The 14,404-nt window shown below is 59.0% G+C and carries 14 protein-coding genes and 1 pseudogene; 4 read left to right on the forward strand and 11 right to left on the reverse strand.

Features of this window, described 5'->3' with window-relative positions; all coding sequences use genetic code 11:
• The first annotated feature begins 51 nt into the window (after positions 1-51).
• The 3 genes from trpB to LOY38_RS00585 all read left to right on the forward strand — a co-directional run bounded on the left by trpB (position 52) and on the right by LOY38_RS00585 (position 2,676).
• Complete coding sequence (trpB, locus tag LOY38_RS00575; protein WP_258698418.1) at positions 52-1,287, forward strand: tryptophan synthase subunit beta; 1,236 nt, start codon at positions 52-54, stop codon at positions 1,285-1,287.
• Positions 1,287-2,099 (forward strand): tryptophan synthase subunit alpha, encoded by an 813-nt coding sequence (gene trpA, locus LOY38_RS00580; RefSeq protein ID WP_258698419.1) that lies wholly within the window; start codon positions 1,287-1,289, stop codon positions 2,097-2,099. The genes trpB and trpA overlap by 1 nt, the downstream gene beginning before the upstream one ends.
• Before the next feature lie 121 nt (positions 2,100-2,220).
• Positions 2,221-2,676, forward strand: coding sequence for an RcnB family protein (locus LOY38_RS00585; protein WP_258698420.1), 456 nt, complete (start codon positions 2,221-2,223; stop codon positions 2,674-2,676).
• Between the two features lie 165 nt (positions 2,677-2,841).
• Here the strand turns inward: LOY38_RS00585 and LOY38_RS00590 are convergent, their stop codons facing one another.
• The 11 genes and pseudogenes from LOY38_RS00590 to LOY38_RS00640 all read right to left on the reverse strand — a co-directional run bounded on the left by LOY38_RS00590 (position 2,842) and on the right by LOY38_RS00640 (position 13,062).
• A complete protein-coding gene (locus tag LOY38_RS00590) occupies positions 2,842-4,803 on the reverse strand; it encodes a DUF4105 domain-containing protein (RefSeq protein WP_258698421.1) in 1,962 nt (653 codons plus the stop codon).
• Positions 4,800-5,120 carry a DUF2388 domain-containing protein gene (locus LOY38_RS00595; protein WP_258698422.1) on the reverse strand — a complete coding sequence of 107 codons (321 nt, stop codon included), beginning with the start codon at positions 5,118-5,120 and terminating at the stop codon, positions 4,800-4,802. Before LOY38_RS00595 ends, LOY38_RS00590 begins: the two co-directional genes overlap by 4 nt.
• Before the next feature lie 28 nt (positions 5,121-5,148).
• Positions 5,149-5,466, reverse strand: a complete 318-nt coding sequence (locus LOY38_RS00600; RefSeq protein WP_258698423.1) for a DUF2388 domain-containing protein — start codon at positions 5,464-5,466, stop codon at positions 5,149-5,151.
• Positions 5,467-5,685: 219 nt separating this feature from the next.
• Positions 5,686-6,003 carry a DUF2388 domain-containing protein gene (locus LOY38_RS00605; RefSeq protein WP_105342757.1) on the reverse strand — a complete coding sequence of 106 codons (318 nt, stop codon included), beginning with the start codon at positions 6,001-6,003 and terminating at the stop codon, positions 5,686-5,688.
• Positions 6,004-6,150: 147 nt separating this feature from the next.
• Positions 6,151-6,354, reverse strand: a pseudogene (locus LOY38_RS00610) (DUF1127 domain-containing protein); the annotation flags it as partial.
• A 261-nt stretch (positions 6,355-6,615) separates the two neighbouring features.
• The gene (locus LOY38_RS00615; protein WP_008018491.1) at positions 6,616-6,831 is read right to left on the reverse strand and encodes a DUF1127 domain-containing protein; all 216 of its coding nucleotides are present in this window, start codon (positions 6,829-6,831) and stop codon (positions 6,616-6,618) included.
• A gap of 319 nt (positions 6,832-7,150) precedes the next feature.
• Positions 7,151-8,644 carry an acetyl-CoA hydrolase/transferase family protein gene (locus LOY38_RS00620; RefSeq protein WP_258698424.1) on the reverse strand — a complete coding sequence of 498 codons (1,494 nt, stop codon included), beginning with the start codon at positions 8,642-8,644 and terminating at the stop codon, positions 7,151-7,153.
• Between the two features lie 188 nt (positions 8,645-8,832).
• Positions 8,833-10,269, reverse strand: a complete 1,437-nt coding sequence (locus LOY38_RS00625) for an NAD(P)(+) transhydrogenase (Re/Si-specific) subunit beta (protein WP_258698425.1) — start codon at positions 10,267-10,269, stop codon at positions 8,833-8,835.
• Positions 10,269-10,592, reverse strand: a complete 324-nt coding sequence (locus LOY38_RS00630) for an NAD(P) transhydrogenase subunit alpha (protein ID WP_003187010.1) — start codon at positions 10,590-10,592, stop codon at positions 10,269-10,271. Before LOY38_RS00630 ends, LOY38_RS00625 begins: the two co-directional genes overlap by 1 nt.
• Positions 10,593-10,607: 15 nt before the next feature.
• The gene (locus LOY38_RS00635) at positions 10,608-11,729 is read right to left on the reverse strand and encodes a Re/Si-specific NAD(P)(+) transhydrogenase subunit alpha (RefSeq protein WP_258698426.1); all 1,122 of its coding nucleotides are present in this window, start codon (positions 11,727-11,729) and stop codon (positions 10,608-10,610) included.
• 433 nt (positions 11,730-12,162) lie between these two features.
• Positions 12,163-13,062 (reverse strand): LysR family transcriptional regulator, encoded by a 900-nt coding sequence (locus LOY38_RS00640; RefSeq protein ID WP_258698427.1) that lies wholly within the window; start codon positions 13,060-13,062, stop codon positions 12,163-12,165.
• A 157-nt stretch (positions 13,063-13,219) separates the two neighbouring features.
• Here LOY38_RS00640 and LOY38_RS00645 point away from each other — a divergent pair, with 157 nt between their 5' ends.
• Entirely contained in the window at positions 13,220-14,401 is a 1,182-nt protein-coding gene (locus LOY38_RS00645) for an acyl-CoA dehydrogenase (protein WP_258698428.1), read from the forward strand.
• Positions 14,402-14,404: the final 3 nt, after the last annotated feature.

Consider the following 14,404-nt stretch of genomic DNA (forward strand, 5'->3'; position numbering starts at 1 on the left):
AGGGGTAGAGTGAACCCCATCGTCACCTCTCGAATACAACTGGAGCGACCCATGACCCAGACTAATCTGCGCAACGGCCCCGACGCCAACGGCCTGTTCGGCGCGTTCGGTGGCCGCTACGTCGCCGAAACCCTGATGCCGTTGATCCTCGATCTGGCCCGCGAATACGAAGCGGCCAAGGAAGATCCGGCATTCAAAGAAGAATTGGCCTACTTCCAGCGTGATTACGTCGGACGTCCAAGTCCACTGTATTTCGCCGAGCGTCTGACAGAGTTCTGCGGTGGCGCGAAGATTTATCTCAAGCGTGAAGAGTTGAACCACACTGGCGCGCACAAGATCAACAACTGCATCGGTCAGATTCTGCTGGCGCGGCGCATGGGCAAGAAACGCATCATTGCCGAGACCGGCGCCGGTATGCACGGCGTGGCGACCGCCACCGTGGCGGCACGATTCGGCCTGGAGTGCGTGATCTACATGGGCACCACCGACATCGAACGTCAGCAGGCCAACGTGTTTCGCATGAAGTTGTTGGGCGCCGAAGTGATCCCGGTGGTTGCTGGCACCGGCACCCTCAAAGACGCGATGAACGAAGCCTTGCGTGACTGGGTGACCAACGTCGATAGCACCTTCTACCTGATCGGCACGGTGGCCGGCCCGCACCCGTATCCCGCCATGGTTCGCGACTTCCAGGCTGTGATCGGCAAGGAAACCCGCGAGCAGTTGCAAGCCCAGGAAGGGCGTCTACCCGACAGCCTGGTGGCGTGCATCGGCGGGGGTTCCAATGCCATGGGCCTGTTCCATCCGTTCCTCGATGACAAGAGCGTCGAGATCATCGGCGTCGAAGCCGCCGGTTATGGCATCGAAACCGGCAAGCACGCGGCCAGCCTGAACGGCGGCGTACCGGGCGTGCTGCACGGCAACCGTACGTTCCTGTTGCAGGATGACGACGGCCAGATCATCGACGCCCACTCGATTTCCGCCGGTCTCGACTATCCGGGCATCGGCCCGGAACACGCCTGGTTGCACGACATCGGCCGCGTCCAGTACACCTCGGTGACCGACGACGAAGCCCTCGACGCGTTCCACAAATGCTGTCGCCTGGAAGGGATTATTCCTGCACTGGAAAGCGCCCATGCCCTGGCCGAAGTGTTCAAACGCGCACCGACACTGCCGAAAGATCACCTGATGGTGGTCAACCTGTCCGGCCGTGGCGACAAAGATATGCAGACCGTGATGCACCATATGGAACACTCTCAACAAGAGCAATCCCAGCAGGAGAAACACTGATGAGCCGCCTGCAAACGCGTTTTGCCGAACTCAAGGAACAGAACCGCGCCGCCCTGGTGACCTTTGTGACCGCCGGCGACCCGAGTTACGACACGTCTCTGGCGATTCTCAAAGGCTTGCCGGGAGCGGGTGCCGACGTGATCGAGTTGGGCATGCCCTTCACCGATCCGATGGCCGATGGCCCGGCGATTCAACTGGCCAACATTCGTGCCTTGGGCGCCAAACAGAACCTGGCGAAAACCCTGCAAATGGTTCGCGAGTTCCGTGAAGGCAACAGTCAGACTCCGCTGGTGCTGATGGGCTACTTCAACCCGATTCACATGTACGGCGTGCCGCGTTTCATCGCTGAAGCCAAAGAGGCCGGTGTCGATGGTCTGATCGTGGTCGACATGCCGCCGGAGCATAACGCTGAGTTGTGCGACCCGGCGCAGGCTGCAGGCCTGGACTTCATCCGTCTGACCACACCGACCACCGACGACGTGCGTCTGCCGACCGTATTGAATGGCAGTTCCGGTTTTGTTTACTACGTGTCGGTGGCGGGTGTGACCGGTGCGGGTGCGGCGACACTTGAACATGTCGAAGAAGCTGTTACTCGTCTGCGTCGTCATACTGATCTGCCGATCAGCATCGGCTTCGGCATTCGTACACCGGAACAGGCAGCGTCCATCGCACGTCTGGCCGATGGTGTGGTGGTGGGGTCGGCGCTGATCGATCACATCGCCAGTGCCTCGACGCCGGACGAGGCCGTGGAGGGCGTACTCAGCCTGTGTGCGGCCTTGTCCGACGGCGTGCGTAAAGCGCGGGTCAGCTAAAGGTAAAGTTCCTGATACAGAGGAATTAGCGCCTCGCGGCACAGACTAAACAGCAAGACCTAGGGCTTCAGGACTACGTTCTGAAGCCCTTTTTGCTGCATGTGCCGTGAGGAAAGACCTGATGAAAATGCCGAAACGTCTGATTGCCGGCCTGGGCGTGCTGATGCTCGGTGCGACCCCGTTGCTGCACGCCAGCGCCGATCAGCGTGACGATCACGACCGCGGCGACCCGCAGCAGGGTCATTACGATAACCGCAGTGACAATCGTGGCGACGAGCACCGTGGCCCGCAGGACAATCGTCGCGGCGGTCCGCCACGGGATTTCGGCCCGGTGCGTCAGACCATTCACGACAATCGTGGTTATTTTGTACGCGGTGCGCCGCCACCTCCAGGCATTCATCTGGTCCGTGGCCGGCCGTTGCCTCACGGGTATTACGGCGAGCGCCTGGATAACCGCGCGTTGGGCCGACTGCCGCATTACCCGGGTTACGAGTGGCGTCGTGCGGGCGGCGATATTGTGCTGATCGCCGTAGGCACCGGGATTGTTTATGAGATTCTGGATGGTGTTTTGTATTGACCCACAGCTAAGCAATCAGGCGACCACTGTGGCGAGGGAGCCTGCTCCCGCTGGGGCGCGAAGCGGCCCCAAAATCGACCAGGCACCCTATCGCGTCGGCTTCGCCGTCGAACGGGAGCAAGCTCCCTCGCCACAGAGGATTTTGCTCTCTCGGGGTCTTATGTCTCAGGGCAGTTCCAACCCACCCGCAGCCTTGTGCAACTTCCTCAGATGTTCGCCAACCTGCTTCAGGTTGGCTTCGTTGGCGGCCATCTCGGCGGCACGGCTCGGATCGAGCAGCGCTCGCACTTCCTTGTCGAGGTCCCCGGTCAGCGCTTGCAGCTGTTTCTGGCGCAGGCTGCTCTCCGACTCCAGGCGCGTCCACTCGTTCGGCTGCGGCAAACCATAACCACCGGTGCCAAGCAATTCGGCCGGACGGCTGAGGAAGCCGCTATTGGCGAGAATCTGCTGCAAGGTCGCGTTGGCCTTATCCATACCGCCGTTGCTCAATTCTCGAGCGCCCAGGTACCGCTGTTTCACTTCGTCCTGGGCCAGCACCAGCTGCTGACGGAAACTGGCCTGCTCCAGCAGCAGCAATGCCGCGCTGGTGCGCAAGTCTGCCTGGTCAATCCATTTGCGGCGTTCTTCAGCTTTCAATGACAGCCAGTCTTCGACCTTTTCCTGCTTGATCGGCAAATGCTTTTTCAGCACTTCGAACATCGCTTGATAACGCTCGCGGAAGGAATCGAAGCGATAGCCCAGGCGTAACGCTTCGCGAGGATCATCCAGTACGCTGGTGTCCGCCAGTCCGCGGCCCTTGAGCACTTCCAGCAAACCGTTGGGCATGATGCTGTCCAGGCCGACCAGTTGCGCATTGTTGGTGCTGCTGCGCAGTAACTTCAGGCCTTCTACCGCGCAGTTGTTGGACAGGAAAAAATAGTTGCCGTCATAACTCCAGTGCATCTCCGCGGCGTGCTCCACCACGTCTTCGATCTCGCTTCGCGACAGGTTCAGCGGCACCGAGGCCAGGCTGCGCAGTTCAGTCTTGGTGTATTCGTCGATCACCTGAGCCAGGGGCAAGACAAACAGACGCGAAGGGTATTTACCCACCAGCCCATCCCAGCTCGATAGCTGTACGTCACCGACGAAGGCGCGGTAGGACAGCACCAAATGCTGATCCAGATCCAGTCGACAATCCGGCCCGCGCGGCCGACCCGGTGCGCAGATCACCAGTCGCAGCATGCTGTGGCCCCAGCGGCTGACCCAGTTCTGGTTGGCTTCGGCCAGCAGATAGTCGACAGCGTAAACCCGCTCCGGATCGACCTGGCCCAGGGGCTGCTTGGCGAAGTCGTTACCCGCATTGAGGAAGGCGAATGATTGGGCGCATTTATCTTTGGCGGCAGGTGCCCAACCGAAATGTTCTTTGTAGTAGCGGTACAGCGCAGGGCGACGGCAGGCATAGCTTGGGTCGAGGAGGAAGTACTCCATGTTGACCGCGACGAACTCCTTCGGGTTGCTCGTCTCGTAGATGTCCGGGCTGCGGGCAATCTGCCGGTTGTGCTGTTCACGTTCGCCGCGTCGGCCGACGTATTGCGGCCAGCCGGCGAGATCGAGCAGGCGAGGGTCGTCGCTGAGGGTCCAGCGTCGTGCGGTCTGCCCGCGGCATTGATCCGGGATGCCGATCAGCCCGGAGCTGCTGTTGCGTTGCGTGCAGCGCTGGATGAGCGTGCGCTCGGCGTCTGGCCACAGGCGCGCACGGTCATAGATGTGGGTGAGTTCGTGCAACACCGTGGCGAGCATCTCCCGGCGCACGGTGCCGTGGGGACGATACGTCTTTTTGGTCGCAGCGCTGCCGTCGGTGAGACTGGCGAGCAGGTTGCGATTCAGGTCGAGCTCGGACACAAGCGACGCCTGGCCGTAGGCATCGCTCGGCATGTCGTCGGTCCAGCCGACGTCGATACGCCGGTCCAGTTGCTCGATGAAACGCGGCGGCAACGCCTGCATGGCTTCATCGAGCAGCGCCTGACTGGCCTGCTGTTGCGCAGGGCTCAGACCGTCGGTCTTGAGTCGTAATTGCAGGCCGGCCTGAGCCGTGTTGCCAAGCAGCAACACGACCCCGGCCAGCAGCCAGGTGCCTAGCGACCTCACAGTGCGAGGATGGCTTCGGCGAGAACCTGATCACTGGCGTCGCGGGCTTCCGGTACGCGGGTGCGCAAGGTGTCGAAGGCCGCTTCCAGGTGTGCGCCACGGATTTCACCGTCGCTGGCGACGAAGCTGGCCGCATCGTCGTGGGCTTCACGGACGATCTTCGAATCACGGATGGACGTGGTGGTATCGGAAGTGAAATCAAGCGTGCGCTGGGTGGCACGAATGATGATGTTACTGGTGGCAACCAAGGTGTGCGCCTGGGTCACATCGGCCAATAACAGCAAGCCAAGGGTGGCAGCAATCAGCGGGCTACGCATGGAATGACTCCGGAGGAACTGGGGATAACTATTGGACGAGAATTGCCTGCGCCAGTTCAAGGTCACTGGCATGAAGTTTTGGCTGGGTCCGGCGCAGATAGATCAAGGCCGATTCCAGTTGTGCTCCTCGCAGTTGGCCGTCACTGGCGATGAACGCCGCAGCGTCATCCCGGGCGGCGATCAGCAGTTTATGGTCGAAGGGGGCGGAGGTCACCATGCTGGTGGCGTAACCACTGGCTACGGTGCCTTGTGTAGACAGGTTGAAAGCGTCGAAAGCATGGGCCGAACCTGACCAGCAGGCCGCAAGAAAAACCGGAGTGATCAACAGATTTGAAAGAAAACGCATGAGGCTCGATAGCTGAAAGCGAGTCCCAAGGCTAGCGCAATGCCCGGGCTAGAGCCAGCGCCGAAACATTGGGACACCTGTGGGAGCGGGCTTGCTCGCGAAAGCGGTGTGTCAGGCGACATCAATGTTGGATGTACTGAGGCCTTCGCGAGCAAGCCCGCTCCCACATGGAATGCGTTCAACTGACCAGCATTAGGGCGCCCGCTTTAGAGCTGTCGCCTAGATCGTCAGGATGGCCTGGGCCAATTGTGCGTCGGTCGCATTCAGTTGAGGAGCCTGTTGGCGGATATGGTCGAGTGCACTTTCCAGCTTCACGCCACGGATGGCACCTTCACTGGCAACGAAGCTGGCGGCGTCGTCACGGGCAGCACGGACAATTTTGTCGTCGCGAAAGGAAGAGGAGACATCCGAAGTCGCGTCGGAGGAAGCCTTCAGTCCACCAACAATGGAATCGGTGGTCACGATAAAGCTGGTGGCGTGGGCATTGGCAGCCATGGCAAGCAGGGCGGCAGCGCTGAGCAGACGAAGGCGGGACATGGGGGATAACTCCTTTGGATGAACCGATTGAGAGGTGGCGCAGGATCAGACGCCTGTCGTCTTAAAGCGTTCGCCACGTTCTGTCTAAATATTAGGCCTGAGCACATCGGTTAGAACAGTCCCGTCTGTGAATGGCAAAGCCTGGCCCCAGAGCGGTTTATCCAATTCATTGAGCCGGTCGGCGTGGCTGATGCCCAGTTCCGAGAGCTGTTGATCGTTGAGTTGGCCCAGCAAACGCCGGGTTCGAGCTCTTTCCAGGCTGTCAGCGAGCGCTCTCAATAAGCGTCGAAGCCTGCCCAGGCGGGGCTTGGTTTGAGGTGTGACGACGGAAATATTTAGCAAGCTATTCATGGGGGGTAGTCCGTGTTGCCAGCTATCTGGGATTCAATGGTGACCCCGTGACGTCTGCGGACACAGACACACCTTGATGAAATTGTACTGGTTCAATTCTTATAATTCATAAACTGTACATGTTGGTGGCTTTCTCTTCTGCACGAGCCAATAAGAAGCCCCAAAACGACAAAACCCGTCGTGGTTTCCCACGACGGGTTTTGTTTGTTCAATTCGGGTTGCTGGCGGTGGACCCGGTGGGTCAGAGCCAGCGACGCTAACTTAGCGCCAGAACGGCTTGCTCAGCTCTTCGTAGCGTTGTGCTTCGCTAATCCCGGCGTCAGCCAGCAGACGCGAATCCAGACGAGCCAGTTGGTGGCGGCTGGTGATGCGGCGCTGCCACAGCATCAGGTTGGCGATAACGCGCAAAGGCAGGGAAGCCTGGGTTTTTGCAGCAGTGTCTTCGAAGAACAGTTCGGAACTGAGTGTACGTTCCATGGTTGACATCCTTCCGCTTGTGGCGGGATTAGGTAGTGGTTTGACTGGTGCCCATGATCCTCTCGTTTGGCCAGTCTCTGTAGATACAGTTCACCTGTATTGTGAGGGACCAGTTAACTGTTAAATGGCAGTGTACTGGTCGAAATTGAGGCAACTGTACCTATGAGCACTGATATGGTGCGTTTTTGGTCGTTCGACCAGAAAGTGTAGGCGATTACGGTAGGAAAAGACCGATACAGCAGTACAGTTTTTGACAAAATTGGACGTTGCCACAGCGAACTGACGAAACTGTGTTTGCGTCAGCCGCTATCTGTATCAATTACACCGCCAGCATGCGCCCGGTTTCTTCCAGATTTATGTGCCAACTCAGGGCATCGCGCAGGATGTGTGGGGTGTGCCCGCCGACGGCACAAGCGGCGGTGAAGTAATCATTCAAGGCTGGGCGATAGTCCGGGTGAACACAGTTGTCGATGATGACGCGGGCGCGCTCTCGCGGCGCCAGGCCGCGCAGGTCGGCCAAGCCTGTCTCGGTCACGAGAATGTCGACGTCATGTTCTGTGTGGTCGACATGGCTGACCATGGGGACCACGCTGGAAATCGCACCGCCCTTGGCGATCGACTTGGTGACAAAGATCGCCAGGTGCGCATTGCGTGCGAAGTCGCCTGAGCCGCCGATACCGTTCATCATCCGCGTTCCGCAGACGTGGGTGGAGTTGACGTTGCCGTACAGGTCGAATTCCAGCGCAGTGTTGATGCCGATGATGCCCAGGCGCCGCACTACTTCGGGGTGATTGGAGATTTCCTGGGGGCGCAGCACCAGCTTGTCCTTATAGTGCTCCAGATTTCCGAATACATCGGCATTGCGCCGGCTCGACAGGGTGATCGAACTGCCCGAAGCAAAGCTCAACTTGCCGGCGTCGATCAGGTCGAAGGTCGAATCCTGCAGCACTTCGGAGTACATGGTCAGGTCTTCGAAGGGGGAGTCGATCAAGCCGCACATCACCGCGTTGGCAATACTGCCGATACCGGCTTGCAGCGGGCCGAGTTTGTTGGTCATGCGACCGGCAGCCACTTCTTGCTTGAAGAAGTCGATCAGGTGGTCAGCGATGGCCTGGGTGTCGCTGTCTGGCGGCAACACCGTGGATGGCGAGTCGGACTGATGGGTGATCACGATAGCGACGATCTTTTCCGGCGGTATCGCAATGGCGGTGCTTCCAATGCGATCGTCGACCTTCACCAGTGGAATAGGCGTGCGGGTCGGCCGGTAGGTGGGGATATAGATGTCGTGAAGGCCTTCAAGATTCTGGTTGTGCGCCAGATTGATCTCGACGATCACATGCTTGGCGAAAATCGCGAAGCTGGCCGAGTTGCCCACCGAGGTGGTCGGCACGATATGGCCCTGCTCGGTGATCGCCACGGCTTCGATCACCGCGATGTCCGGCAGCTTGAGTTGCTGGTTACGCAGTTGCTCTACGGTTTCCGACAGGTGCTGGTCGATGAACATGACCTCGCCGGCATTGATCGCCTTGCGCAGGGTGCTGTCCACCTGGAACGGCATGCGTCGCGACAGTACGCCGGCTTCAGTCAGCTGTTTGTCGAGGTCGTTACCCAGACTGGCGCCGGTCATCAGGCTGATTTTCAGCGGCGTGACCTTGGCGCGTTCGGCCAGTGCATGAGGCACGGCCTTGGCTTCGCCGGCTCGGGTAAAGCCGCTCATGCCGACGGTCATGCCGTCCTGAATCAGAGCGGCAGCGTCGGCGGCGCTCATCACCTTGTCCAACAATGAAGGCAAGCGAATACGGTCACGGTACATGATTGTTATCTCGGGCAACGGAAGCAGAGTGCGCAGTCTAGTGAATTTGATCGCTGCCCGACCCGCGACCAAGGTCGCATTCGAGGTGTCTATTCCGGTGCTTTCAGGCAAAACACCTTTACAGTATCTGTAACGTCCACAAACAAAAACGCCCCGACGAGTCGGGGCGTTCAGGTGGCCGAAGGTTTTTACTCGACGGCTTTAACCATGTCTTCGATGACTTTCTTGGCGTCGCCGAAAACCATCATGGTCTTGTCCAGGTAGAACAGTTCGTTGTCCAGACCGGCATAGCCGCTGGCCATCGAGCGCTTGTTGACGATGATGGTCTTGGCTTTGAACGCTTCGAGAATCGGCATGCCGGCAATCGGCGATTTCGGATCGTTCTTGGCCGCCGGGTTCACCACGTCGTTGGCGCCGAGCACCAGCACCACATCGGCCTGACCGAACTCGGAGTTGATGTCTTCCATCTCGAACACCTGGTCGTAAGGCACTTCGGCCTCGGCCAGCAACACGTTCATGTGGCCAGGCATGCGACCGGCAACCGGGTGGATTGCGTACTTAACGGTCACGCCACGGTGGGTCAGCTTCTCGGTCAGTTCTTTTAACGCGTGCTGCGCGCGCGCTACCGCCAGGCCATAGCCTGGAACGATGATCACAGTATCGGCGTTGGTCAGCAGGAAGGTGGCGTCATCAGCCGAGCCGGATTTCACCGGGCGGGCTTCTTTCGAGCCTGCCGGGCCAGCGGCATCTGCTGTGTTGCCGAAACCGCCGAGCAACACATTGAAGAACGAACGGTTCATCGCCTTGCACATGATGTACGAGAGGATCGCACCAGACGAACCTACCAGCGAGCCGGCAATGATCAGCATCGAGTTGTTCAGCGAGAAGCCGATACCCGCTGCGGCCCAGCCGGAGTAGCTGTTGAGCATCGACACCACGACGGGCATGTCGGCGCCGCCGATCGGGATGATGATCAGCACACCCATCACGAAGGCCAGGGCCAGCATCAGAGCAAATGCGCTGAAGTTGCCGGTCAGCATGAAGGTGACGCCCAGAGCCAGCGTGGTCAGGCCCAGCAGCAGGTTCAGTTTGTGCTGACCGCTGAACTGTACCGGTGCGCCCTGAAACAGACGGAACTTGTACTTGCCCGACAGCTTGCCGAACGCGATCACCGAACCGGAGAAGGTGATTGCACCGATGGCCGCGCCGAGGAACAGCTCCAGACGGTTACCCGCCGGAATCGAATCCCCCAGCTGTTTAACGATGCCCAGGGACTGCGGCTCGACCACGGCTGCAATGGCGATGAATACCGCCGCCAGACCGATCATGCTGTGCATGAAGGCGACCAGTTCCGGCATTTTGGTCATTTCAACACGCTTGGCCATGATCGAGCCGGCGGTACCGCCGACCAACAGGCCGACGATGACGTAGCCGATGCCGGCAGTAGCGAGCTCTGCCCCTAGCTTATAAATGAGGCCGACCGTGGTGAGGATCGCCAGGGCCATGCCGAGCATGCCGTAGACATTGCCGCGCCGCGACGTGGTTGGGTGCGACAGGCCTTTGAGGGCCTGGATGAAGCAGATCGACGCGATCAGGTAGAGCGTCGTTACCAGATTCATGCTCATTACTTGGGCGCCTCTTCTTTTACGGCTTTCGGGGCTTTTTTCTTGAACATCTCAAGCATGCGACGCGTTACCAGAAAACCACCGAACACGTTCACGGCCGCCAGAGCCACCGCCAGGGTGCCCATGGTCTTGCCCAGTGGCGTCACGGTCAAAGCCGCCGCCAGCATGGCGCCGACGATCACGATCGCCGAAATGGCGTTGGTCACCGCCATCAACGGCGTGTGCAGTGCAGGTGTAACGTTCCAGACCACGTGATAACCGACATAAATCGCCAGCACGAAGATGATCAGGTTGTAGATACCGGGGGAGATAAGCTCTTCCATCGTCTGAATCCCTGCTTAGGCGTTTTTGCGGATGACTTGGCCGTCGCGGCACATCAGGCACGCGGCGACGATGTCGTCTTCGAGGTTCACTTCGAACTGACCTTCTTTGTTGAAGACCAGCTTCAGGAAGTCCAGCAGGTTGCGCGCGTACAGCGCTGACGCGTCTGCCGCGACCGCGCCGGCCAGGTTGGTCGGGCCGACAATGGTCACGCCATTCTCGATCACTACCTGGTCCGCTACGGTCAGCGGGCAGTTGCCGCCCTGGGCTGCCGCGAGGTCGATGACCACGGAGCCTGGCTTCATCTGCGCCACGGTTTCGGCGCTCAACAGTGTCGGCGCCTTGCGGCCCGGGATCAGTGCGGTGGTGATGACAATGTCAGCCTGCTTGGCGCGTTCGTGCACGGCCAAGGCCTGGCGCTGCATCCAGCTGGCCGGCATTGGGCGCGCGTAACCGCCGACACCGACGGCGCATTCGCGCTCTTCATCGGTTTCGTACGGCACATCGACGAATTTCGCACCCAGAGATTCGATCTGTTCCTTCACGGCAGGACGCACGTCGGACGCTTCGATCACGGCACCCAGGCGTTTCGCCGTGGCAATCGCCTGCAAACCGGCTACGCCAGCGCCAAGAATCAGCACGCGCGCTGCTTTCACGGTACCCGCCGCCGTCATCAGCATTGGCATGAAACGTGGATAGTAGTGAGCGGCCAGCAACACGGCCTTATAGCCGGCGATGTTCGCCTGGGAGGACAACACATCCAGGCTCTGAGCACGGGAGGTGCGCGGCGCGGCCTCCAGTGCGAAAGCGGTAATGCCGCACTCAGCCAGCTTGGCAATGGTTTCATTGCTGAACGGATTGAGCATGCCCACCACAACGGTGCCGCTTTTTATCAGCGTCAGTTCGCTGTCGCTGGGGGCGACCACCTTGAGAATCAGCTCTGCGCCAAATGCATCATTGGCACTGCCAATGGTCGCGCCTGCCGCTTCATAAGCACTGTCGACAACGCTGGCGTTAATACCGGCGCCGCTTTGCACAGTGACTTTATGACCCTGGCCGATCAGCTTCTTGATGGTTTCCGGGGTTGCAGCAACCCGTGTTTCACCCGTCTGGGTTTCGAGAGGAACACCAATGTGCACGTCAAATCTCCTGCGTGATCTTATTGAGTAAACCCAGGCACTTCGGATGGTGCGTCTGGGGCGGCCGATCAGCACGATCCCGCCAAATCAGGGCGGGGCGCGGCATTTTGCAGGCGAACTTTGTGCCCTTCAAGGGATTATGACGGGTGACGGAAAATTAACTACAAGTCACCCCGTGACCGAATGTCGCACTGTCCGGTTAAATCCATTGCAGGCCGTGGCCTGTAAGGATTTTGGCCGAAATTCAAGAATTTACACATCGGCGCGGTGAATGAATCGCCATTGCTTACCAATAGAGGCTCAAGGCCACGTATTCAGTAGCTTGTGGGACGTTTGTGCTGTTTGTCGGTACAGTCTGTCAACATGCGACAAATACGTACATCTGTAGTGCTTTTGTTTTGCTGACTACGGGGTCAATTAATGGGTGCAGCCTTTATCCTTCCAGGTTGTAGCTTTGTGCCTGGCTCACCAGCCAATCGCGAAATGCCTTTAAAGAGGCTGATTCGACCTTTCGTTCGGGAATCATCAGGTAATAAGCCTTGATGCTCGATAAAGCTTGGGGATTGGCAATCACCAGGCGCCTCTCCGCCAATTCGCGCTGAATCAGGAACGGCGGAATCAAAGCGATCCCCATGTCATGCGTCGCCGCTTGGGCAAGCATGGAGAATAGCTCGTAACGCGGCCCTGTCATGTCTCGCGGGATATTCAGGTTTTGGGCGTTGAACCACTGACGCCAGGCATAAGGGCGTGTGGTTTGTTGCAGCAGGGGCAGTTCGGCGATTTCACTGGGGCTCAGGTTCGCTTTTTTGCCCAGTAACGTGGGGCTGCACACTGGCATCGGATTTTCGCCCATTAGCCTGTGGGATTCGGTGCCCGGCCAGTCGGCGTCGCCGAAATAGATCGCGGCATCGAAGTCGGTGTCGGCAAAAAGGAAGGGGCGCGTGCGGTTGGTGAGACTGACCGTCACTTCCGGGTGCTTGTGCTGAAAGTCTTTGAGTCGTGGCAGCAGCCATTGCGTGCCGAAGGTTGGAACCACCGCCAGCTCGATCACGTTGGCGCCTTGCTGGCCCATCACTGACAAGGTGTCCCGTTCAACCGCATCGAGTTGGGTGGCTACTCGGCGGCTGTAGGAAAGCCCCGCCTCTGTCAGCTTCACTCCGCGCCGCGAGCGTCGGAACAGTTCGACGTTGAGGAACTCCTCGAGGCTGGCGATCTGTCGGCAAATCGCTCCCTGAGTGAGAGAAAGCTCCTGGGCAGCCTTGGTAAAGCTCTCGTGGCGCGCTGCCGCTTCAAAGCTGATCAAGGCCGTTGTGCTGGGAATCTTCCTGCGCATGTACGTCAACCTCACTAATGCATCGCATAAAGGCTATTTGGCGATGTTTCGAAGTGAGAAATTAGCACAGCAGTATGCAAAATCCTCGTTTGTCGTGGCGCCGAACCCGGCCTAGGATCAACCCACGTTATTTGACCCGATTCGAGAGGACTCACTCATGGGCGGTAAAGCTAGCTTCAACTGGATCGATCCCCTGCTGCTGGATCAACAGCTCACTGAAGAAGAACGCATGATTCGCGACACCGCTCAGCAATTCGCTCAGCAGAAGCTCGCGCCGCGCGTTCTCGAAGCTTTCCGTCATGAGAAGACCGACCCGGCGATCTTCCGCGAGATGGGTGAAGTGGGTCTGTTGGGTGCGACCATTCCTGAGCAATACGGTGGCAGCGGCCTTAACTACGTCAGCTACGGTCTGATTGCCCGTGAGGTCGAGCGTGTCGACTCCGGCTATCGCTCGATGATGAGCGTGCAGTCCTCGCTGGTCATGGTGCCGATCAACGAATTCGGTACCGAAGCACAGAAGCAGAAATACCTGCCGAAGCTAGCCTCGGGTGAATGGATCGGTTGCTTCGGTCTGACCGAGCCTGACCACGGTTCCGACCCGGGCGCGATGATTACTCGTGCGCGCAAAGTTGAAGGCGGCTACAGCCTCACCGGCAGCAAGATGTGGATCACCAACAGCCCGATCGCCGATGTGTTCGTGGTCTGGGCCAAGGACGATGCGGGCGACATTCGTGGCTTTGTGCTGGAGAAGGGCTGGAAAGGCCTGAGCGCTCCGGCGATTCACGGCAAAGTTGGCCTGCGTGCATCCATCACCGGCGAGATCGTCATGGACAGCGTGTTTGTCCCTGAAGAGAACATCTTTCCGGATGTCCGGGGTTTGAAAGGTCCTTTTACCTGCCTTAACTCGGCGCGTTATGGCATCTCCTGGGGTGCACTGGGCGCTGCCGAGTTCTGCTGGCACACCGCTCGCCAATACACTCTGGATCGTCAGCAGTTTGGTCGTCCATTGGCCGCCACTCAGTTGATCCAGAAGAAACTGGCCGACATGCAGACCGAAATCACTCTGGCGCTGCAAGGTTGCCTGCGTCTGGGTCGTATGAAAGATGAGGGTACTGCTGCGGTCGAGATCACTTCGATGATGAAGCGCAACTCCTGTGGCAAGTCCCTCGACATTGCCCGCATGGCGCGCGACATGCTGGGTGGCAACGGTATCTCCGATGAGTTCGGTGTGGCTCGCCACTTGGTCAACCTGGAAGTGGTGAATACCTATGAAGGTACGCATGACGTCCACGCGCTGATCCTCGGTCGCGCGCAGACCGGCATCCAGGCGTTCTATTAATAG

Origin of the sequence: Pseudomonas sp. B21-015, from assembly GCF_024749285.1 — a bacterium.
Taxonomy (GTDB): Bacteria; Pseudomonadota; Gammaproteobacteria; order Pseudomonadales; family Pseudomonadaceae; genus Aquipseudomonas.

What these genes read in the sequence shown, in the direction of transcription:
- trpA (WP_258698419.1), top strand. Translation starts at nt 1,287, where the DNA reads ATGAGCCGCCTGCAAACGCGTTTTGCCGAACTCAAGGAACAGAACCGC.
- LOY38_RS00625 (WP_258698425.1), bottom strand. Translation starts at nt 10,269, where the DNA reads ATGAGCATGAATCTGGTAACGACGCTCTACCTGATCGCGTCGATCTGC.
- LOY38_RS00620 (WP_258698424.1), bottom strand. Translation starts at nt 8,644, where the DNA reads ATGTACCGTGACCGTATTCGCTTGCCTTCATTGTTGGACAAGGTGATG.
- LOY38_RS00615 (WP_008018491.1), bottom strand. Translation starts at nt 6,831, where the DNA reads ATGGAACGTACACTCAGTTCCGAACTGTTCTTCGAAGACACTGCTGCA.
- LOY38_RS00585 (WP_258698420.1), top strand. Translation starts at nt 2,221, where the DNA reads ATGAAAATGCCGAAACGTCTGATTGCCGGCCTGGGCGTGCTGATGCTC.
- trpB (WP_258698418.1), top strand. Translation starts at nt 52, where the DNA reads ATGACCCAGACTAATCTGCGCAACGGCCCCGACGCCAACGGCCTGTTC.
- LOY38_RS00600 (WP_258698423.1), bottom strand. Translation starts at nt 5,466, where the DNA reads ATGCGTTTTCTTTCAAATCTGTTGATCACTCCGGTTTTTCTTGCGGCC.
- LOY38_RS00595 (WP_258698422.1), bottom strand. Translation starts at nt 5,120, where the DNA reads ATGCGTAGCCCGCTGATTGCTGCCACCCTTGGCTTGCTGTTATTGGCC.
- LOY38_RS00645 (WP_258698428.1), top strand. Translation starts at nt 13,220, where the DNA reads ATGGGCGGTAAAGCTAGCTTCAACTGGATCGATCCCCTGCTGCTGGAT.
- LOY38_RS00640 (WP_258698427.1), bottom strand. Translation starts at nt 13,062, where the DNA reads ATGCGCAGGAAGATTCCCAGCACAACGGCCTTGATCAGCTTTGAAGCG.
- LOY38_RS00605 (WP_105342757.1), bottom strand. Translation starts at nt 6,003, where the DNA reads ATGTCCCGCCTTCGTCTGCTCAGCGCTGCCGCCCTGCTTGCCATGGCT.
- LOY38_RS00630 (WP_003187010.1), bottom strand. Translation starts at nt 10,592, where the DNA reads ATGGAAGAGCTTATCTCCCCCGGTATCTACAACCTGATCATCTTCGTG.